The 19,608-nt window shown below is 42.6% G+C and carries 17 protein-coding genes; 15 read left to right on the top strand and 2 right to left on the bottom strand.

Translation table 11 applies throughout. The features are described 5' to 3' along the window. Window positions 1-11: 11 nt before the first annotated feature. From ACTNB8_RS03565 to ACTNB8_RS03510, 12 genes are all read left to right on the top strand, one after another. Window positions 12-350 carry a hypothetical protein gene (locus ACTNB8_RS03565; protein ID WP_441052367.1) on the top strand — a complete coding sequence of 113 codons (339 nt, stop codon included), beginning with the start codon at window positions 12-14 and terminating at the stop codon, window positions 348-350. After that, entirely contained in the window at window positions 304-1,482 is a 1,179-nt protein-coding gene (hemW, locus tag ACTNB8_RS03560; protein ID WP_441052365.1) for a radical SAM family heme chaperone HemW, read from the top strand. The genes ACTNB8_RS03565 and hemW overlap by 47 nt, the downstream gene beginning before the upstream one ends. A gap of 14 nt (window positions 1,483-1,496) precedes the next feature. After that, a complete protein-coding gene (uvrA, locus tag ACTNB8_RS03555; RefSeq protein ID WP_441052363.1) occupies window positions 1,497-4,343 on the top strand; it encodes an excinuclease ABC subunit UvrA in 2,847 nt (948 codons plus the stop codon). 93 nt (window positions 4,344-4,436) lie between these two features. Continuing rightward, window positions 4,437-5,426, top strand: a complete 990-nt coding sequence (locus ACTNB8_RS03550; protein ID WP_441052361.1) for a rod shape-determining protein — start codon at window positions 4,437-4,439, stop codon at window positions 5,424-5,426. Between the two features lie 128 nt (window positions 5,427-5,554). Further along, the gene (gene recD2, locus ACTNB8_RS03545) at window positions 5,555-7,801 is read left to right on the top strand and encodes an SF1B family DNA helicase RecD2 (protein ID WP_441052360.1); all 2,247 of its coding nucleotides are present in this window, start codon (window positions 5,555-5,557) and stop codon (window positions 7,799-7,801) included. A gap of 64 nt (window positions 7,802-7,865) precedes the next feature. Further along, on the top strand, window positions 7,866-8,573 hold the full coding sequence (locus ACTNB8_RS03540) for a ComF family protein (RefSeq protein ID WP_441052359.1): 708 nt from the start codon (window positions 7,866-7,868) through the stop codon (window positions 8,571-8,573). A 96-nt stretch (window positions 8,574-8,669) separates the two neighbouring features. Then, on the top strand, window positions 8,670-9,104 hold the full coding sequence (locus ACTNB8_RS03535) for a hypothetical protein (RefSeq protein WP_441052357.1): 435 nt from the start codon (window positions 8,670-8,672) through the stop codon (window positions 9,102-9,104). Beyond that, window positions 9,101-10,222 (top strand): hypothetical protein, encoded by a 1,122-nt coding sequence (locus ACTNB8_RS03530; RefSeq protein ID WP_441052355.1) that lies wholly within the window; start codon window positions 9,101-9,103, stop codon window positions 10,220-10,222. Before ACTNB8_RS03535 ends, ACTNB8_RS03530 begins: the two co-directional genes overlap by 4 nt. A 48-nt stretch (window positions 10,223-10,270) precedes the next feature. Further along, entirely contained in the window at window positions 10,271-11,158 is an 888-nt protein-coding gene (gene cdaA, locus ACTNB8_RS03525) for a diadenylate cyclase CdaA (protein WP_441052353.1), read from the top strand. Then, window positions 11,136-12,416: a CdaR family protein gene (locus ACTNB8_RS03520; RefSeq protein ID WP_441052351.1), complete on the top strand. Its 1,281-nt coding sequence runs from the start codon at window positions 11,136-11,138 to the stop codon at window positions 12,414-12,416. The genes cdaA and ACTNB8_RS03520 overlap by 23 nt, the downstream gene beginning before the upstream one ends. Before the next feature lie 26 nt (window positions 12,417-12,442). Next, the gene (locus ACTNB8_RS03515; protein ID WP_296155947.1) at window positions 12,443-12,706 is read left to right on the top strand and encodes an HPr family phosphocarrier protein; all 264 of its coding nucleotides are present in this window, start codon (window positions 12,443-12,445) and stop codon (window positions 12,704-12,706) included. Between the two features lie 31 nt (window positions 12,707-12,737). Then, window positions 12,738-15,329, top strand: coding sequence for a L,D-transpeptidase family protein (locus ACTNB8_RS03510; protein WP_441052349.1), 2,592 nt, complete (start codon window positions 12,738-12,740; stop codon window positions 15,327-15,329). A gap of 61 nt (window positions 15,330-15,390) precedes the next feature. Here ACTNB8_RS03510 and ACTNB8_RS03505 read toward each other — a convergent pair whose 3' ends face one another. Both ACTNB8_RS03505 and ACTNB8_RS03500 read right to left on the bottom strand, forming a co-directional pair. Beyond that, the gene (locus tag ACTNB8_RS03505) at window positions 15,391-15,729 is read right to left on the bottom strand and encodes an EamA family transporter (protein WP_441052347.1); all 339 of its coding nucleotides are present in this window, start codon (window positions 15,727-15,729) and stop codon (window positions 15,391-15,393) included. Continuing rightward, window positions 15,722-16,072, bottom strand: a complete 351-nt coding sequence (locus ACTNB8_RS03500; protein ID WP_296155944.1) for an EamA-like transporter family protein — start codon at window positions 16,070-16,072, stop codon at window positions 15,722-15,724. Before ACTNB8_RS03500 ends, ACTNB8_RS03505 begins: the two co-directional genes overlap by 8 nt. Window positions 16,073-16,322: 250 nt before the next feature. On the opposite strand from ACTNB8_RS03500, the gene ACTNB8_RS03495 reads away from it, so the two are divergent. Genes ACTNB8_RS03495 through ACTNB8_RS03485 form a run of 3 tightly spaced genes read left to right on the top strand, consistent with a single transcriptional unit; the run spans window position 16,323 to window position 19,500 of the window. Beyond that, a complete protein-coding gene (locus ACTNB8_RS03495; RefSeq protein WP_441052345.1) occupies window positions 16,323-17,255 on the top strand; it encodes a glycosyltransferase family 2 protein in 933 nt (310 codons plus the stop codon). After that, window positions 17,255-18,223, top strand: coding sequence for a hypothetical protein (locus ACTNB8_RS03490; protein ID WP_441052343.1), 969 nt, complete (start codon window positions 17,255-17,257; stop codon window positions 18,221-18,223). Before ACTNB8_RS03495 ends, ACTNB8_RS03490 begins: the two co-directional genes overlap by 1 nt. Next, window positions 18,220-19,500, top strand: a complete 1,281-nt coding sequence (locus ACTNB8_RS03485; protein WP_441052341.1) for an ATP-grasp domain-containing protein — start codon at window positions 18,220-18,222, stop codon at window positions 19,498-19,500. Before ACTNB8_RS03490 ends, ACTNB8_RS03485 begins: the two co-directional genes overlap by 4 nt. Window positions 19,501-19,608 lie beyond the last annotated feature (108 nt).

Raw genomic sequence — 19,608 nt, 5'->3', positions numbered from 1 at the left:
GCAGGAGAATCATGAAAATATATAAGAAATATATTGTGGCGCTGGGGCTGGCATTTATGTGTCTGATGCTGGCAGGCTGCGGCTGTGGCAAAAAGTCAGATGACCCGGCTTCACAGCAGGTGCTGAAAATTTCAATCACACCTGAACCGTCACCTACGCCGGAACCGGATCAGATTGACTCGGCGGCAGTTGTCACCAATGGAAATATAACCATGGTGAATACTTATCTTGAAGATAATCCGGGAAGCAGCAGTACGGCACAGGATAGAAGCCCAGAGAATCAGATTGACGGAAATACTGATAATGCAGACGCAGGTGAGGATACTCAGGAGGAAAGCAGTGAAGAATAAAGCAGGTCAGCTGGAACTTTATGTGCATATCCCTTTCTGCATAAGGAAATGTCAGTATTGTGATTTTCTTTCCGGCCCTTCTGACAGAAAGACCAGAGAAAGCTATATGAAGGCGCTTATCCGTGAAATATGTGCTTCGGCAGATGGAGAGAAGAGGAAAGTCTGCTCCGTATTTATCGGGGGAGGAACTCCTTCTGTGCTGGAAGAAGAGTGGATCGCAGAAATCATGGACTGCATAAGGAAGCATTTTTCGATTGCTGCAGATGCAGAGATCACAATGGAGGCTAATCCGGGAACTGTCACAGAACAGAAACTCCGGGTTTGCAGAGAAAGTGGAATAAACAGGCTGAGTCTGGGGTTACAGTCCACAGAACAGAATGATCTCAGAATACTGGGAAGAATCCACACCTGGGAAGATTTCAGGGACAGTTTTCTGTGGGCGCGGAAAGCCGGATTTTCAAATATCAATGTTGATCTTATGTTTGCGATTCCAGGACAGGACTGTGAGAAATGGAGTCATTCACTTCGGAAGACTGTGGAACTGAGACCGGAACATATATCTGCATACAGTCTCATCATAGAAGAAGGGACACCTTTTGGAAAACATCTGCCGGCGAGTCTGCCTGATGAAGAGACTGAGTACAGAATGTACGAGGATACTGCAGCAATACTCCGTGAATACGGTTATCAGCAATATGAAATTTCCAATTATGCTTTGCCCGGGTATGAATGCAGGCATAATGTGGGATACTGGAATCGCAGGGAATACCTGGGATTAGGACTGGGCGCTGCCTCCCTGTATCAGGGGCTGCGCTTTTTCAATACAAAAGATATGAAAGAATATCTTACTGACAGTGGGAATCCGCAGAAAATACGAAAAGAAGTTACATGTCTTTCGAAAAAAGATGCGATGGAGGAATTCATGTTTCTGGGACTTCGTATGACAAAGGGAATTTCCGAAAAAGAATTTCTGAAACAGTTTGGTTGTGAAATTGACAGTATTTATGGAACGATTCTTGAGAAATACCGGTCTGAGGGCTTTTTACAGAAAAATGGTGACTTCTGGAGCTTCACGCGAAAAGGAATACATGTAAGTAATTATATACTGGCAGATTTTCTGCTGGATCAGTAACAGAGGAGGAACAAATGACTGAACATAAAACAGGGAAACGCTTTATCAGGATCAGAGGAGCAAATGTTAATAATCTGAAGAATCTCAGTGTTGATATTCCGAGAGATGAATTCGTTGTTCTTACAGGCGTCAGTGGATCAGGTAAGTCATCGCTGGCGTTTGATACCATATATGCAGAAGGTCAGAGACGTTATATGGAATCTCTTTCTTCTTATGCAAGGCAGTTTCTCGGGCAGATGGAAAAACCGGATGTTGAATCCATAGAAGGACTTCCTCCTGCAATTTCTATTGATCAGAAATCAACAAACCGAAATCCACGTTCTACAGTAGGAACAGTTACAGAAATCTATGATTATTTCAGGCTTCTGTATGCAAGGATTGGTATTCCGCATTGCCCTAAATGTGGAAAAGAAATCAGAAAACAGACAGTAGACCAGATGGTAGATCATATTATGGCTCTTCCTGAGAGAACGAAGCTGCAGCTTCTGGCACCGGTTGTTCGAGGAAGGAAGGGAACACATGTAAAACTTCTGGAACAGGCGAAAAAAAGCGGATATGTCAGAGTTCAGATCGACGGAAATCTTTATGAACTTTCTGAAGAGATAAAACTTGACAAAAATATCAAGCATAATATAGAGATTATTGTAGACCGTCTTATTGTGAAGCCGGGGATTGAGAAACGACTGACGGATTCCATCGAAACAGTCCTGAATCTTTCTGACGGACTTCTGATGGTAGACACTATGGATGGAAATATCCGTACGTTCAGTCAGAGCTTTGCCTGCCCGGACTGTGAGATCAGCATTGATGAAATTGAGCCGAGAAGCTTTTCATTTAATAATCCGTTTGGAGCCTGCCCGGACTGTTACGGACTTGGATATAAGATGGAATTTGACATAGATCTCATGATTCCGGACAAGTCGCTGAGTATCAGCCAGGGAGCGATTACAGTTATGGGCTGGCAGTCCTGTACGGATAAGGGGAGTTTTTCCAGAGCAATCCTGGATGCTCTTGCAAAAGAATACAATTTCAGCCTGGATACACCTTTTGAAGATTATCCGGATAAGATCAAAGATGTTCTGATCCATGGAACAAATGGCCATGCAGTAAAAGTATACTATAAAGGTCAGAGAGGAGAAGGCGTATATGATGTTGCTTTCCCTGGACTGATCAGGAACGTGGAGCAGAGATATCGTGAGACAGGTTCAGATGCCATGAAACAGGAATATGAAAGTTTTATGCGTATAACTCCATGTAAAACCTGTAAAGGGCAGCGTCTGAAAAAGGAATCACTTGCTGTAACAGTGGGCAAAAAAAATATATATGAAGTAACAAACCTTTCTATTGAGAAACTGCAGGAGTTTCTGGCTGATCTGAAACTTACAGAACAGCAGGAGCTGATCGGTAAGCAGATACTCAAAGAAATACGTGCAAGGGTGGGATTCCTTGCAGAGGTCGGCCTGGATTATCTTTCGCTGAGCAGAGCTACCGCCACCTTATCAGGCGGTGAGGCGCAGAGAATCCGGCTTGCAACACAGATTGGATCAGGACTTGTAGGAGTTGCATATATTCTGGATGAGCCAAGTATCGGACTTCACCAGAGAGATAATGACAAACTTCTGCGTGCGCTGATGCGTCTCCGTGATCTGGGGAACAGCCTGATCGTGGTAGAACACGATGAAGATACCATGCGTGCGGCGGACTGCGTTGTGGATATTGGTCCGGGAGCCGGAGAACATGGTGGAAAACTCGTGGAGATCGGCACAGCGGAAACTCTTATGAAAAATCCGGACTCCATTACAGGGGCATATTTAAGCGGTAAATTAAGTATTCCGGTACCGGAAGTGAGAAAGAAACCGACAGGCTGGCTGAAAATCCGTGGGGCTGCAGAAAATAACTTAAAGCAGGTGAACGTGGAAATCCCACTGGGTGTCATGACCTGCGTAACAGGAGTCAGCGGTTCGGGTAAAAGTTCTCTTATCAATGAAGTACTCTACAAGACGCTTGCAAGGGATTTGAACAGAGCAAGGACTATTCCGGGTAAGCATAAAGAAATTCAGGGACTGGACCAGCTGGACAAGGTTATCAGCATCGATCAGTCTCCGATCGGACGTACACCGAGGTCAAATCCTGCGACTTATACAGGGGTATTTGATCAGATCCGGGATCTGTTTGCATCTACGGCAGATGCAAAAGCAAGAGGTTACAAAAAAGGACGCTTCAGTTTTAATGTCAAGGGTGGCCGCTGTGAGGCCTGCAGTGGTGATGGGATCATCAAAATTGAAATGCATTTCCTGGCAGATGTATATGTCCCGTGTGAAGTCTGCAAAGGCAAACGTTATAACAGAGAAACACTGGAAGTTAAATATAAAGACAAAAATATTTATGATGTTCTGAATATGACAGTAGAAGAGGCACTGGGATTTTTTGAAAATATTCCTTCTATCCGCCGTAAGATCGAGACGTTGTATGATGTGGGACTTTCTTATATACGTCTGGGTCAGCCTTCCACCGAGCTTTCGGGTGGAGAGGCTCAGCGTATCAAACTGGCGACAGAACTCAGCAAGCGCAGTACAGGACGTACGATTTATATTCTGGATGAACCGACCACAGGGCTTCATTTTGCTGATGTCCACAAACTGGTGGAAATTCTCCGCAGACTTACAGAGGGGGGGAATACAGTTGTGGTGATCGAACATAATCTTGATGTGATCAAAACGGCAGATTATATTATAGATATGGGACCGGAAGGCGGAGACAGAGGGGGTACTGTGATTGCAACAGGTACACCGGAAGAAATTGCACAGTGCGAACAGTCCTATACAGGACTGTATGTAAAGAAATATCTGAAAACTGAGTGAAGAGAAACACTTTCTTTTTTGGGTAAAGTTGTTTATAATAAACCGGATACCAGTTTACAAATGTGAACAGAACAAGCAGGAAAGGGGGCTCTTATGCCTGCAAGTGATATTGGAATAGATTTGGGAACCAGAAACTGTCTGGTGTATTCAACAGGAAGGGGACTTGTCCTTAAGGAGCCTTCTGTTGTGATTTATGATAAAGATACAGAAAAAATCCGGGCGATTGGCGAGGAAGCACGTCAGATGGAGGGTCATGTGAGTTCTAATATGGAAGTGATCCGTCCGATCCGGCAGGGCGTTATTGTTGATTTTGTTGTCATGGAAAAAATGCTGAAATATTTCATTACAAAAGCAATGGGACGGAGAGCTTTCCGTAAGCCAAGAATCAGTATCTGTGTACCCAGTGGTATTACAGAGATTGAACGAAGAGCAGTTGAGGAAGCTACTTATCAGGCCGGGGCCAGGGAAGTCTTTCTTGTGGAAGAACCGATTGCAGCTGCCATTGGTGCAGGTGTGGATGTGACAAAACCATTTGGGAATCTGATCGTTGATATCGGTGGTGGAACTACAGACGTGGCAGTGCTGTCTCTGGGAGGTGTTGTAGCCTCCACTTCAATAAAAACGGCAGGAGATGCTTTTAATCAGGCAATCATGAATTATGTGCGCCAGAATCACAGCCTTTTTATCGGTGAAGACATGGCTGAAAATATAAAAATAAAAATCGGAACAGCAGTGGAAGAGGCAACACCTCAGGTTATGGAAGTCAAGGGCAGAAATGTGCTGACCGGACTTCCCAAAAAAGTTAAGCTGACTTCGGAAGAAATCCGTGTAGCGCTTCGGGATGCCACAGGACAGGTGGTGGAAGCAGTACATGGCGTTCTTGAAAAAACACCTCCGGAACTTGCAGCAGATATTGTGGACAGAGGAATCGTACTTACAGGCGGCGGTGCTCTCCTGAGGGGAATGGATACACTGATCGAACAGAAAACAGGTGTGACAACGCTGACTGTTCAGGATGCAATGCACGTTGTAGCGGTAGGGACTGGAAAATATGCAGAGATTATGGCCCGAATGGAAGAATAATGCTGCTGTGGAAGCTGCAAATGAATAAAGAAGACAGGTAACTATATTTAGAAGCCAGGAATAGTTATGAATCTGCATAATTATCCTGGCTTTGTGCTTTTGGCAGATAACAGGTGACGGGAGGAAACATGAGCGAAAGTGTAACAGGGTATATCGATCATATTATTTTCAGAAATGAAGATAATGGATATACCGTAATGGTGCTGAAAGGTGTGGAAGGGGAAGATGAACTGACCTGTGTGGGAAGTTTCCCTGTGATCACCCAGGGTGCCTCAGTGGAGGCAACAGGAAAATATATACAGCATCCGGTGTATGGAAAACAGTTTCAGGCAGAATTCCTTACAGAAAAAATGCCTGAAGATGCACTTGCGATGGAACGATATCTGGGTTCGGGTGCAATAAAAGGAATCGGCGCTGCCCTTGCAGGAAGAATCGTCCGTCACTTTGGCGGAGATACACTGCGGATCGTCGAAGAAGAACCGGAGCGTCTTGCCGAGATCAAAGGAATCAGTGAAAAAAAGGCAAGAGAGATTGCGGCACAGATAGAAGAAAAAGCAGACATGCGAAAAGCAATGATTTTTTTGCAGAAATATGGAATTTCGCTGAATCTCGGAGCAAAGATCTACCAGAAATATGGCGATTCCGTATACAGTGTCCTGCAGGAAAATCCCTATCGTCTCGCAGAAGACATCAGTGGTGTCGGATTTAAGATCGCAGACGAAATTGCTTATCGTATCGGTATACATACAGATTCAGATTACAGAATCCGGAGTGGAATGTTATATACTCTCCTCCAGGCAACAGGTGAAGGACATATTTATCTGCCGAAAGAAGAACTGTTTCAGCGATCATCTCAGCTTCTGGGAGTAGATTCTTCCTATATGGAAAAACATCTGATGGATCTTTCTATGGACAGAAAAATCATTCAGAAAGAATGTGATGGAGAAATTCTTGTATATCCTGCCCAGTATTATTATCTGGAACTGAATACGGCAAGAATGCTTGAAGAGTTGAATGTTCTGTGCCCCGAAGATGAAAAACTGATGGAGCGCAGGATTGCGCAGATAGAAAAGGAAACAGGAACTGTTCTGGATGAAATGCAGAAAAAAGCTGTAAAAGAGGCGGCTTCCCATGGACTTTTTATCCTCACCGGTGGTCCAGGAACAGGAAAAACAACAACGATCAATGCGATTATACGTTTTTTTGAAGGTGAAGGTGCAGATCTGAGACTTGCCGCACCTACAGGAAGAGCAGCAAAGAGAATGACAGAAACAACGGGCGTGGAGGCTCAGACCATTCACAGACTGCTGGAACTGAGTGGAATGCCAGAGGAGGACAGAGAAGGACAGGCTGTTCATTTTGAAAGAAATGCAGAAAATCCTCTGGAAACAGATGTGATCATCATAGATGAGATGTCAATGGTTGATATCCATCTGATGCATTCACTTCTGATGGCCGTAACAATGGGGACAAGGCTGATACTGGTCGGGGATGAGAATCAGCTGCCAAGTGTGGGACCCGGCAATGTACTGAGAGATATTATACGAAGTGAGCAGTTTCCTGTAGTAGAGCTTAAGAAAATCTTCCGTCAGGCTTCTGAGAGTGATATTGTCGTAAATGCACACAAGATCAATCAGGGAGAGCAGGTAGTTCTGGATAATAAAAGCCGTGATTTCTTTTTCCTGAAAAGATATGATGCCGATATTATCATTCGTGTGCTGATTGCACTGATCCAGGAAAAACTTCCGAGATACGTAGAGGCGAGACCGTTTGATATACAGGTGCTGACGCCTATGCGAAAAGGTCTTCTCGGTGTGGAACGACTGAATGGGATTCTGCAGAGATATCTGAATCCTCCTTCTGAACAGAAAAAAGAAAAGGAGGTCGGACAGGGGCTTTTTCGTGAAGGTGACAAGGTTATGCAGATCAGAAATAATTATCAGCTGGAATGGGAAATCCGGGGAAAATACGGGATTCCCGTGGACCAGGGAGTGGGTGTTTTTAACGGAGATACAGGAATTCTCAAAACTATTAATGAATTTGCAGAGACGGCAGAGGTTGAGTTTGAGGATGGCAGATGTGCAGAGTATTCTTTCAAACAGCTCGATGAACTGGAACTTGCCTATGCGGTTACGATTCATAAATCCCAGGGATCAGAATATCCGGCAGTTGTGATACCACTTCTTTCAGGCCCAAGGATGCTGCTGAACAGAAATCTTCTCTATACAGCGGTTACCAGAGCACGTAAATGCGTTACTGTGGTTGGAAGTGAAGAAACTTTCCGTGAAATGATAAATAATGAAAAACAGCAGAGAAGATACAGTTCGCTTGATGCGAGACTGAAAGAATTTGCAGAAGAAAATGACAGGATGTAATAAGGTCAGGAACTGTGGTGGACAGTAACAGTCAGAGAGCGTTTGTCGGGGAGAAAGGCGTTTTTTGAATAAAATAATTGATACTGTACTGAATATTATTTATCCGAGACGGTGTGCAGTATGTCACAGAATACTGGCAGATCAGAAATCACTCTGCTGTCCGGAGTGCAGAGATGTATTTCAGGTAATAAATAATGATTACTGCATGAAATGCGGAAAACCGGTAAAACCGGAAGAAGAATACTGTACAGACTGCAGAGGAAAACACAGAAATTTTGACAGAGGAAGAAGTGTATTTGTCTATGATGACAGAATGCGAAGGTCACTGGTGCGGTACAAATATTATGGAAACAGAGAATATGGAAGATATTTTGCCGGAGAAATATGCAGGCATCTTGGTGGAGAGATATGCAGATGGAAGCCGGATCTTATAGTTCCGGTGCCACTGACTTCAGCAAAACGCCGCCGGAGGGGATTTAATCAGGCAGAGGATCTTGCAGAAAAAGTTGGCCTGTATACGAAAATTCCCGTAGGAACAGACATTCTGCGCAAGGATCATGATACCAGATCCCAGAAGAAACTGGACGCTGAAGAAAGACAGAGAAATCTGAAAGGTGCTTTTTCGGCAGAACAGCCACTGAACGGACTTAAGCTTCTTATTATAGACGATGTATATACGACGGGAAGTACGATGGAAGCTGTTTCAGAATGTCTGAAAAACGCCGGCGCCGGCACAGTATATTTTGTGACGCTGGCAGCCGGAAGGCTTTAACGTTGGCAAAAAATACTTTTCATGACTGGTGATATATGATACAATTAATCTATATGATTATTCATCAGAAAGCAGTTATCTGTAAGGAGTTATAATATGATCAATGAAGAAAAGGTAAAGATAATGACAAAACTTGCCATGTATGAGCAGGGCAAGGGCAGAAAGCATCTTCCGGTCAGCAAATATTACAGAAGTGATTACATCGGTCTGGCGCTGATCAAGAATTTTTTCCTTGTAACGATCGGCTATATACTTATTGTTGCGGCAATTGGCGTTTATTTTGGGGAATATCTTCTTGAAAATATTCATAAAATGAATCTGATCGCGATGGGAATTTATCTGGTCATTGGCTATGTGGTCGTTCTTGTGGTATATTCACTGATGACGTACATTCAGTATTCGGTGAAATATTATAAAGCCAAAAAGAGTGTCAGACAGTATTACAGTGAGCTGACAGAATTAAGTAAAATCTATGCCAGAGAAGATAAGAAAATGTCCGGCAGAGGAGCCACAGGAGGGTATCGAAAATGACAGCATTACTGGAATTCAAACAAAAGATAAAAGGATTTTATGCGCAGTATGAGATGTATCTGCTGCCATTTCTGAAATTGATACTTGCTCTGGTTTATTTTGTATGGATCAATTCCAATATGGGCTATATGAAAGTCCTGGATAATATAATTGTCGTGCTGGTACTTGCACTGATCTGCTGTATCCTTCCTGCAGGTATGATAATCTTTACAGGCTTTGCCCTTATGGTCGCACACTGTTATGCATTGAGAATAGAAGTTGCAGGTTTTATGCTTGTACTTATTCTTTTCATGATGATTCTTTTCCTGAGATTCAGTGCAGGAAAAAACATAATCCTTGTGTTTACACCACTTGCATTTGCATTTGATATTCCGGTGATTCTGCCGATTGGATGCGGACTTCTGAGCAATGCGGTTTCAGCACTTCCGGCAGCTGGTGGTGTGATTATTTATTATTTTGTACGTCTGATCAGGATCCAGGCACAGGTTCTTACAGGTGAAGATGCGGATATCATGAGTAATCTTACACTTCTATCGGATGGACTTATGAAAAACGGCGAGCTCTGGATCACACTTGTTGCATTTGTAGCTGTTGTTCTTGTCGTAAATCTGATCCGTACCAGAATGTTTGACTATGCATGGCGTATTGCTATTGTAGCAGGTGGCGTTGTATATGTTATGATCATGCTTGCCGGTGGTATGATGTTCGGTGTTTCCATAAATATCGTGCCGCTGATCATCTATACGGTAGTGGCTGTGCTTATTGGAATCGTACTGGAGTTCTTTGTTTTTGGCGGTGATTATACAAGAACAGAGCGTCTGGAATATGAGGATGATGAATATTATTACTATGTTAAAGCTGTACCGAAGGCTCTTGTTTCCACATCAGAACGCAGCATTAAGAAAATTAACGGAGAGCCGGTAAAAGAAGAAAAGAAAACAGCTGAAAAGATAGTTAACACATCAGCACCTCTGTTCACAGGACAGGAACCTGAAAAGAAAAAAACAGTTTCCAGACCGAAAGCAGCACCTGCATCAGATGCACCGGTACTGCGCAAGCCGGATCTGGACGATATTGATTTCGAGAAAAAACTCGAAGAATCACTGAAAGATCTTTAAATAAGAATTAAGTAACTGATAACGGGGAATCAGGAGAAAGGAGTTTTTATGCGGAACATAACAGGTATACTGGGGAGATATCTGTCAGACATAAGTTTTCCGACGATAAATGTCATTGATGTGATCGAGATTATTCTGATATCATTTTTTGTATATCAGTTTATGGTCTGGATCAAGTTCACGCGTGCATATACTCTGCTCAAAGGTATCCTGGTGATCTGTGGCTTTCTTGTAATTGCGTATATCTTCAAGATGAATACGATCCTTTGGATCGCCTCCAACCTGGCCGGAGCACTGATCACGGCTATTGTTGTTATATTTCAGCCCGAGCTGCGCAAGGTAGTGGAACAGCTGGGGCAGAAAAAAATCATGGCAGCACTGATCCCGTTTGATTCAGGAAAAGAAATTCGGGAACGTTTTACTGACAAAACAGTTAACGAACTGATCAAGGCATGCTTTGATATGGCTGAGGTAAAAACGGGAGCACTGATCGTGATCGAACAGGAGATAAGACTTGATGAATATGTGAGAACCGGTATCAACCTGGATGCAATTCTTACAAGCCAGCTTCTGATAAATATTTTTGAACATAATACGCCACTTCACGACGGAGCTGTGATCGTAAAACAGAACCGTATTGTTGCAGCAACCTGCTATCTGCCGCTCTCAGATAACATGGAACTGAGCAAACAGCTTGGAACCAGACACAGGGCGGGTGTGGGAATCAGTGAAGTGACAGATTCTGTTACTATCATAGTTTCTGAGGAAACAGGACAGGTTTCAGTGGCACAGGGTGGCAAACTGATAAGAAATGTTTCCAGTACACAGCTCAGAGAAATTCTGGAACGTGCCCAGAACAAGAAAATTGTTGACAACAGTAAGCTGAGACAGCTTTTAAAGGGGAGAGTGAAATATGAAGAAAAGTCTGACAAATAATCTCTCTTTGAAGATTTTGTCTCTGGTGGTTGCTATTGTAGTATGGCTCCTGGTAGTCAATATTGATAATCCTATTGGCACGAAGTCTTATATTATTACAGATGTACAGCTTCTGAATGAAGGATATCTGGATGCAGACGGCAAAATGTGTCTGCAGGATGACCAGCAGGATACTATCCGTGTTACCATTAAGGCAAACCGCAAGACCCTGGACAAGATTTCGGCGTCTGATATCAAGGCAGTCGCTGACCTGCAGCAGGCAGTCAGCCTGGACACAGATCCGGTGATGGTTCCGATCACTGTGTCCTGCGAAAGAATCCTGCCGGACAATATTCAGGCAACACCACAGAATCTGAGTCTTCATATAGAAGATAAGGACACCCGGGAATTTGTAGTAAATGTAACAACAAATAATACAAAGCCTGACAAAGGCTATGAAGTTGGTGCACTGACTTCTAATCCGGAGAAAATCAAGATTACAGGACCAACTTCATTAATGAATAAAATAGATAAGGTAAATGCCTCCATAGACGTTGATGGCGCTTCTGAGGACGTCACAAAGGAAACAGATGTGAAGATTATCGACAAGAACGGAGAGGAATTTACGGATACAGATATGGCTTATCTGAATGTTTCTCAGGTCACTGTGACAGCAAAACTGTGGAAAGTACGTTCCAATGTCAAGATCAGTGCTGAGTATCAGGGAATACCGGCAGACGGATATGAGGTAGAGAGCATCAGCACAACACCGAATGTGATCAGTGTTGCCGGAAGTGATGATGCACTGGCAAGTCTGGAAGAAGAAAACAATACAATCTCTCTTCCTGCTTCTGTGGCAGATATCAGTGGTAAAAACAGTGATTATGAAGACAAGATTAATATATCTGATTATCTTCCTGACGGAGTGAAGCTTACAAGCGATTCCAGTGAAGATGTTTTTGTACGTGTTAACATTCTGCCGAAGGGCAGTAATGTCTGCGAAGTACCTACCAAGAATATAAAAGTAAATAATTCTCCGGAGGGAATGCAGGTCGCTTTTGATACAGCCAAGATTGAGATCCGTATCAAAAAAGATGATAACAGTTTTGATGATCTGAAAGAAAGCGACATAGAAGCATCTGTTGATCTTAACGGCAAGTCCGAAGGCAGTTTTGAAGTTCCGGTATCTATCAAGCTTCCGGAAGGATATGAACTGGTGGACGAAGTTGCAACCGGTGTAGAAATATCAAGAATTTCAACAGTTGATGAAAATCAGTAACAAAACACAAATCAGGAGATGAAAAGATGATCAGCCAGAAAATAACAGTAAATAATCCGTCGGGATTGCATTTACGCCCGGCTGGAGTTTTGTGTAATGAGGCTATGAAATACAAATCCAGCATTACATTTAATTTTGACGGAGGTAATGCCAATGCCAAAAGTGTTCTCAGTGTTCTGGGAGCATGTGTGAAATGCGGAGATGAAATCGAACTTATCTGTGAAGGAGCAGATGAGACTGAGGCAATGAAAGCTTTGACCAGTGCGATCAGCAGTGGTCTTGGTGAATAAATGATAAGGGTAAAGAACAGGAGGAGAAGTTGTGAAAAAAAGAATTGTGGCAGTTCTGTTAAGCATGACAATGATTCTGGCAACCGGGGCTGAAGCAGGCGCAGCGAGTATGACAGATTTTACAGCAGAAGCAACAGCCGAAGAAGCAGTTGCAGAGTCTGCTGTAGATGCAGATGCAGCGGACGATACAACAGTGTCCACTGATGAAGAGACAGATCTGGGTGAAGGCGATCTGACAGATGACAGCTCTTTAGTAACAGTGACACCGGATGAGGGAACAACAGAGGACGGACAGACAGATGTAGAGGAAGAGCCTTCCGCAGACGATACAACTGCAGACAGCGCTGAGGCTGAAGAAGAAACGACAGCAGATTTTTCTGCAGGTGAGGAGATTGCAGTCCAGGAAGAAACAGATAGTGAAGCTGTAGAGGAGGAAACTCCGGATGCAGCAGGAACTTATGTAGAGGTTTCAAGAGTATATACTGACTGGAAATTTGATGTTACTGCAAAGAAATGGAGACTTTTTAAGCAGGTGACTTCCCCGCAGTCTGCAAATGAAGAAGCTGCGCAGCCTGTTGCTGGTGCTGAGGAAGAAACATCTGTTGATGAGGCTTTCAGTGTCGGTGCAGAAGCTGACGTATCAGAAACAGAAGAAACTGCACAGCCTGAAACTCAGGAAGAAACTGTACAGCCGGAAACACAGGAAGCAGCAGGAACTGATGTGGCTGTAGAAGAAGAGACAGAAGCAGCAGGTGCTTCTATTTATTACACCAATGAATGGGCAAAAGTTACATCTCTTGAAGTAAACGGAAAAGTTCTTACAACAGGAACATATCATTTTGATAAAGACGGATACCTTGATACAGGATATAAGAAGATTGATAACGTTGGTTATTACCTTATGCCTGAATCAGAAGCCAAAAGTGTAAACAGTGTACAGTCCGGCAGAAAATCTCCATTCAACTCCACACTCGGACGTATGCAGACAGGCTGGGTATGGGAGAGTAATGCCTTCCATTACTTCGGAAACGACGGTAAAGAGACTACACTGAAAGAAGGCTTCCAGGATATCAACGGAAACCGTTATTATCTCCAGTCCAACGGAGTTCCGGTAGTTGGCAAGAAAACAATCAGCGGAAATACCTATATGTTCCGTCCTTCATCAGGAGCAGGAGACATTCCTGGTAAGATGGTGAAGAACGCATGGTATGGAATGAAAGTAAATTCCAGAACACAGTGGAGTTACTATCAGGCTGATGGTAAATATAAGAAAATGGGAATCGGTGCATACAAGCTCCTTTCCAACAGCAACAGTCTGTATCTGCTCGATGCATATGGATATCTGATCACCAATGGCAAGATGGTCAAAGGTGCTGACGGTGGCGTATACATGGCAAACAAAAACGGTGTTGCCTATGCGAACCAGCTTGTAAAGAGCGGTAAATTCAGATATTACTTCCTTGCAAACGGACATCGTGCAAACTACAAGAAAAAATGGGTGAAACTTCCGGGAGCAAACAATCGTTACTATTATTTCGGTAAAACATACGGACGTGTTGTTGAGAAAAAAGGTTTCCAGAAGGTAACCGTAAATGGTAAGTTTGTTGGATGGTTCTACTTCAACAAATCCGGAAACCATCTTCAGAATGCATGGGCCGGTGACAGGTACTTCCTTCCGGATGGACGTATGGCAAGTGGTGTGACCAAGGTCGGCACTTCTTACTACTTCTTCCAGAGAAGTACAACAAAGGCTTACAAAGGTAAGAGATACAAATCCACCTGGATCAAATACAAAGGAAAATATTACTACGCAAAGAGAAAAGGTAATCTGGCATACAAGGGATGGCAGCGCCTGAAGATCAATAAAACTAAATACTGGTTCTACTTTAATAACTGCAAGGCAAAGACAAACTGCAAGATCACCAGAAACGGTATCAGCGGATACCTTGACAGCCGCGGTAGATATACAACAGGCTGGGTAATCGTGAACGATAAGCAGAACAAAGTAAGATATATTGATCCTGCAACAGGAACTTATGCAAAGAACAAAACTCTCTGGATCGAAGGAAAACAGTACAGATTTGACAAGAACGGATACAGAGTAAGCGACAGAAGTTCTGAATTCAGAAAACGTTCCTCCTATTATCTGGAATGTGATAAAGCAAACGGAGTCATGACTGTTTACACAGACAGCACAAAGAAATATCCGGTTAAGACAATCCGTGTATCTGTAGGTAATCCTACATATCTTACAAAAAGTGGCACATTTACTCTGGAAAGAGCAGGAAGATGGCAGGCTCTCATGGGACCGTCATGGGGTCAGTACGGAACTCATGTAGTTGGAGGAATTTTTGTTCATTCCGTAGCATGCAGTGCTGCAAACAGCTATAATCTGCCAGCTGGAGAATATCTGAGACTTGGTTCTCCTGCTTCTCACGGCTGTATCCGTTGCTGTGTAGCAGATGCAAAATGGGTATGGGATAACTGTAATGGATCCAAGATCTATATTTTTGATGGCGGATATCAGTCAGAAGAAACTTTCAAGGGACCTCTTGGAAGAAAACCACTCACTCCACTGAGAGGAAGCAAAAACTTCGACCCGACAGATCCGGCAGTAAGATAATAAATTAACCACATAAGCAAAGGGACAGCGAATTTCGTTGTCCCTTTTATTGTGCATAAAATTATAAAGTATAAATAAGAATTCCTGCAATAATGATCAGATTTCCGATGATCTTTCCTTTTGTGATCTTTTCTTTCAGTATCAGGCGTGAAAGTATCAGGACAAAGACATAAGCAGCCGTATCAATGACCGGGCCGTAACGCATGTCTACTTTTGTGTAGCAGTATGTGTTCAGAAGAAGAATACCGAAAAAAAGAACATAGGCAAGGATCACACGCCAGTTCAGATATTCCAGAAGGGGATTTTTATATTCCCTGTTGGCACTCTGTTTCAGCAGGATCTGAGAGATAGCAGAGAAAAAAGTACCTCCCAGCATAATAAATATAAACGTTCTATTCATAGCGCTGCACCGTCCAGACTCCAAACAATACCACCAGTATTCCGATGATATTCTGAACAGAAAGCTGTTCATGGAAAATTATTACCGCCCAGATCTGCGACCAGAGAAGATAAACACTCTTATTCGCATATGCGGTGGACAGAGAAAATTTCTTGATGACCTGCTGCCAGGCAATGGCGTAGATGCCGCAGTTGGCAATCATCAGAAAAAGGAAAACATAAAGAAGACTCCCTTTTAATCCATGTCTGTTATATTGAATGGAAGCAAGCTTGGAAAAAACACTTGTCAGGGAGAAAAGCAGGATGTTCAAATGCAGCTGCAGATAATCTCTGAATTTTTTCATGATTCCTCCGGATTAAAATATAGTGTTCTGTTGAAACAACTCTCAGCAGTGTGCCTTTTATTGTACTGCAAAAATCTGGCTTTGGAAATACTTTTTATCATATTTATAGAAAAATGCCCTGTCGGATATTGGATGTAGACATGCAACAGTTACTTTACAATATATATCGAAAATGATATGATTAAAATGATTGCTAAAAGTAGAAAGTAGACAGTTGCCATAAAAAGCAACAGAAGAAAGAGGAAAACATATGAGTTTATATTCAGTGGTTGTTCCTGTATATAATTCTGAACACACTCTGGAAGAACTGTATACACGCCTGGAAAAAGTATTCCGTGAGACAATAAAAGAAGATTTTGAACTGATTCTTGTGGATGATGGCTCAAAGGATAAATCCTTTGAAGTTATGACATCGCTTCGAAACAGAGACAAAAGAGTTCGCATTATACAGATGGCAAGAAATTTCGGCCAGCATCCGGCGCTTCTCTGTGGATTTGCACATGTAAGAGGCGATTTTGTTGTAACCATGGATGATGACCTTCAGCATCAGCCGGAAGAACTTCCGAAGATGGTAAATGCCATGCGGGAGAGAGATGATGTGGACGCCATTATTGCAAGCTATGAGGGCAGAAAACATGGATTTATCCGTAAACTGGGAACAAAATTTTCTGTATGGGCGACTTCCAAAATGCTTGGAAAAGACCCGAATCTGCAGATTACAAGTTATCGTCTGATCAGACGTTTCCTGGTAGATGCCATGGTAAAAACCAATACATATCTGCCGCAGATCGGAAACCTTCTGGTTCTCAGTTCCAACAGGATCATTAATGTTCCTGTACAGCATGCTGCCAGAGCTTATGGCCAGAGCGGATATTCTTTTAAAAGACTGATGAAAGATCTGATCTATGATATCACCGCACATACTGCATTTCCACTTCTTATGGTAAGAAACATCGGAATTGCAAGTTTTTGTGTGAGTCTGGTAATGGCAGTTTATTTCCTTGTAAGATATTTCCTTTTTGGAATTTCCGTAGAAGGGTGGACCTCTCTTATGCTTGTTATGCTGGCTTTCTTCGGACTTATCCTGCTGTCTATAGGAATTATGGGAATTTATCTGATGAATATACTTAATGAAGCAAAAAAATTACCGCATTATGTGATCCGCAGGGAGGAGACAGACTGATGCAGAAAGAAATCGGAGGCTATTTTGAACTGGAAGAAATGTCCGGGGAGGAATATTATCCGGAACTTTATAAGGTAAACCTTGGCAGGACAGCACTTCTCTGGCTGTTGAAAGAGAGAAAATATAAGAAGATCATTCTTCCGTATTTTCTCTGCGAATCAGTTGTGGAAATCTGTCAGAATAATCATATAGAAACAGAATTTTATCATCTGGATGAAAATCTCGACATTCTTTATCCAAAAAAAACATTGAATAAAAACGAATGCCTTTATCTTGTAAACTATTACGGACAGCTGACAGATAATAAAATTCTGGAATATCAGAAAATATACGGAAATATCATCGTGGATCATACACATGCTTTTTTCCAGAGACCGCTGGAACATGTGGATACACTGTATTCCTGTCGTAAATTCTGGGGGGTCAGTGACGGCGCATATCTTGCTACAGATGTATTGCTTGATATGGATAAACCGAGGGATCGTTCCAATAAACGTATGGGGCATATCCTTGGAAGATATGAAGAAAATGCAGGAACTTATTATCAGGATATGCTTCAGAATGCAGCACAGTATGAAGGTATGGAAATCCGCCTCATGTCGCGCCTGACACAGAATCTGCTGAGGGGAATTGATTATAAAGCAGGCAAAAAGAAAAGAGAAAATAACTACAGGGTTCTGAAAGAAGAACTGAATTCCGATAATATTTTTACTGAAGTTACACCAGAAGGGCCTTTTGTTTATCCATATTACCATGAAAAAGGACAGGAACTGCGGAAATGGCTTGCAACACGTAAGATATTTGTCCCCACATACTGGAGAAATGTTATGCAGGAACAGAAACCGGACAGTCTTGAGTACAGGTGGGCTTCAGATATTCTTCCACTGCCCTGTGACCAGAGATATGGAAGTGAGGAAATGCGATATATTGCTGCATCTGTAAAAGAATGGGAGGCAACTGTGGAATGACACACAGATTACTGATTCTCGGTACGCTGGGAGAATTTGTCCAGCTTGTAAAAAAGTCAAAAGAAAAGGGGCATTATACGATTGTCTGTGACGGCTATCCGGATGGTCCGGCAAGAGAACTGGCAGATGCATCTTATGTGATACCAGTAACAGATATTGATGCTGTTGCAAAGCTCTGCAAGGATGAAAAAGTAGACGGGATCATTACATCTTTTTCGGATCTTCTGCTGGAATGCATGGTAAAGATTGCAGATAAGGCAGGAATTCCCTGTTATCTGAAACCTGAACAGCTTAAGTGGTACAGAGACAAATCTGCATGCAGGGAGCTTCTTGGCAGACTGGGACTGCCCTCCCCGGGATTTGCCAGAATACCGGTGAAATTCCTGAAGGAAAAAAACAGCGGAGAACTTCAGAGACTTACAGAGAACCTGCAGTATCCGCTTATCAGCAAACCGATGGACAAATATGGCTCCAGAGGTATCTATATTATCCATAATAAAGAAGAACTTCTTCTGAAAGCATTACAGACAGCTGATTTTACAGGGTTGGATGAGATACTTATAGAAGAATATAATGATGGATTTGAATTCAATATGATGACCTGGGTGCAGGATGGCAAAGTAAATGTGATATCTGTTGCCGACCGTGAGAAGACTCAGATGGAAGAGGGAATGCTGCCGGAAAGTACCAGAAATGTATACCCTTCCAGACTTTTGGATAATGTAGAAAAATCAGCTGCAGATCTCCTGCAGAGCTATATTAGCTATACCGGCCAGCAGGAAGGGGCTCTTTCCATGCAGTTTTTCTGGAAACCAGGGAAAGGTATTCAGGTATGCGAGATTGCAGGAAGATTTTTCGGTTATGAACATGAACTGACAGATATGGTATATGGCTTTAATATAGAAGAGCTTTTACTGAATTATCTTTATGATAAGAAAAAAGTTTCAGAGATGTTTAAAACACATGATATACACAGGCCGCAGAAATGTGGCGCAGTCCTTTATTTCCACGGACAGCTGAAAACGATTCGGAATCAGGAAGCTGCGTACCGGCTTTCCGAAGAAGCGGCAGTAGTAAAACCGTGGATTTTCTATAAAGAAGGGGAAGATGTTATTGCCTATGGACCGAATCCGTATCTTGCCCTCTATTATATAGAAGCAGAATCACGGGAAGAACTGGACAGAATCACTGAGAAGTTTTTTGAACAGATGTCAGTGACAGATCCGGAAGGACAGGAAATTGTATACAGAAATAAAATACCGGACTATTCTATATAAGGATTCACAATCTGGAACCCTGGTATCATATAAAATTACCATTGAATTTATAACTCTGGTATGAGAAAATGTGGATTGACTAAAGACAAAATAAAATGTTCACAGGTA

It is taken from the genome of Blautia sp. HCP28S3_G10 (genome assembly GCF_052065235.1).
Classification (GTDB): domain Bacteria; phylum Bacillota; class Clostridia; order Lachnospirales; family Lachnospiraceae; genus Blautia_A.
The sequence above is the reverse complement of the archived record's forward strand: the minus strand, read 5'-3'. Positions and strand labels throughout refer to the sequence as shown.

Bases quoted from the DNA above. Each gene is read 5' to 3' on its own strand.
- ACTNB8_RS03565 (WP_441052367.1), top strand. From the start codon at position 12: ATGAAAATATATAAGAAATATATTGTGGCGCTGGGGCTGGCATTTATG.
- hemW (WP_441052365.1), top strand. From the start codon at position 304: ATGCAGACGCAGGTGAGGATACTCAGGAGGAAAGCAGTGAAGAATAAA.
- uvrA (WP_441052363.1), top strand. From the start codon at position 1,497: ATGACTGAACATAAAACAGGGAAACGCTTTATCAGGATCAGAGGAGCA.
- ACTNB8_RS03550 (WP_441052361.1), top strand. From the start codon at position 4,437: ATGCCTGCAAGTGATATTGGAATAGATTTGGGAACCAGAAACTGTCTG.
- recD2 (WP_441052360.1), top strand. From the start codon at position 5,555: ATGAGCGAAAGTGTAACAGGGTATATCGATCATATTATTTTCAGAAAT.
- ACTNB8_RS03535 (WP_441052357.1), top strand. From the start codon at position 8,670: ATGATCAATGAAGAAAAGGTAAAGATAATGACAAAACTTGCCATGTAT.
- ACTNB8_RS03530 (WP_441052355.1), top strand. From the start codon at position 9,101: ATGACAGCATTACTGGAATTCAAACAAAAGATAAAAGGATTTTATGCG.
- cdaA (WP_441052353.1), top strand. From the start codon at position 10,271: ATGCGGAACATAACAGGTATACTGGGGAGATATCTGTCAGACATAAGT.
- ACTNB8_RS03520 (WP_441052351.1), top strand. From the start codon at position 11,136: ATGAAGAAAAGTCTGACAAATAATCTCTCTTTGAAGATTTTGTCTCTG.
- ACTNB8_RS03515 (WP_296155947.1), top strand. From the start codon at position 12,443: ATGATCAGCCAGAAAATAACAGTAAATAATCCGTCGGGATTGCATTTA.
- ACTNB8_RS03505 (WP_441052347.1), bottom strand. From the start codon at position 15,729: ATGAATAGAACGTTTATATTTATTATGCTGGGAGGTACTTTTTTCTCT.
- ACTNB8_RS03500 (WP_296155944.1), bottom strand. From the start codon at position 16,072: ATGAAAAAATTCAGAGATTATCTGCAGCTGCATTTGAACATCCTGCTT.
- ACTNB8_RS03495 (WP_441052345.1), top strand. From the start codon at position 16,323: ATGAGTTTATATTCAGTGGTTGTTCCTGTATATAATTCTGAACACACT.
- ACTNB8_RS03490 (WP_441052343.1), top strand. From the start codon at position 17,255: ATGCAGAAAGAAATCGGAGGCTATTTTGAACTGGAAGAAATGTCCGGG.
- ACTNB8_RS03485 (WP_441052341.1), top strand. From the start codon at position 18,220: ATGACACACAGATTACTGATTCTCGGTACGCTGGGAGAATTTGTCCAG.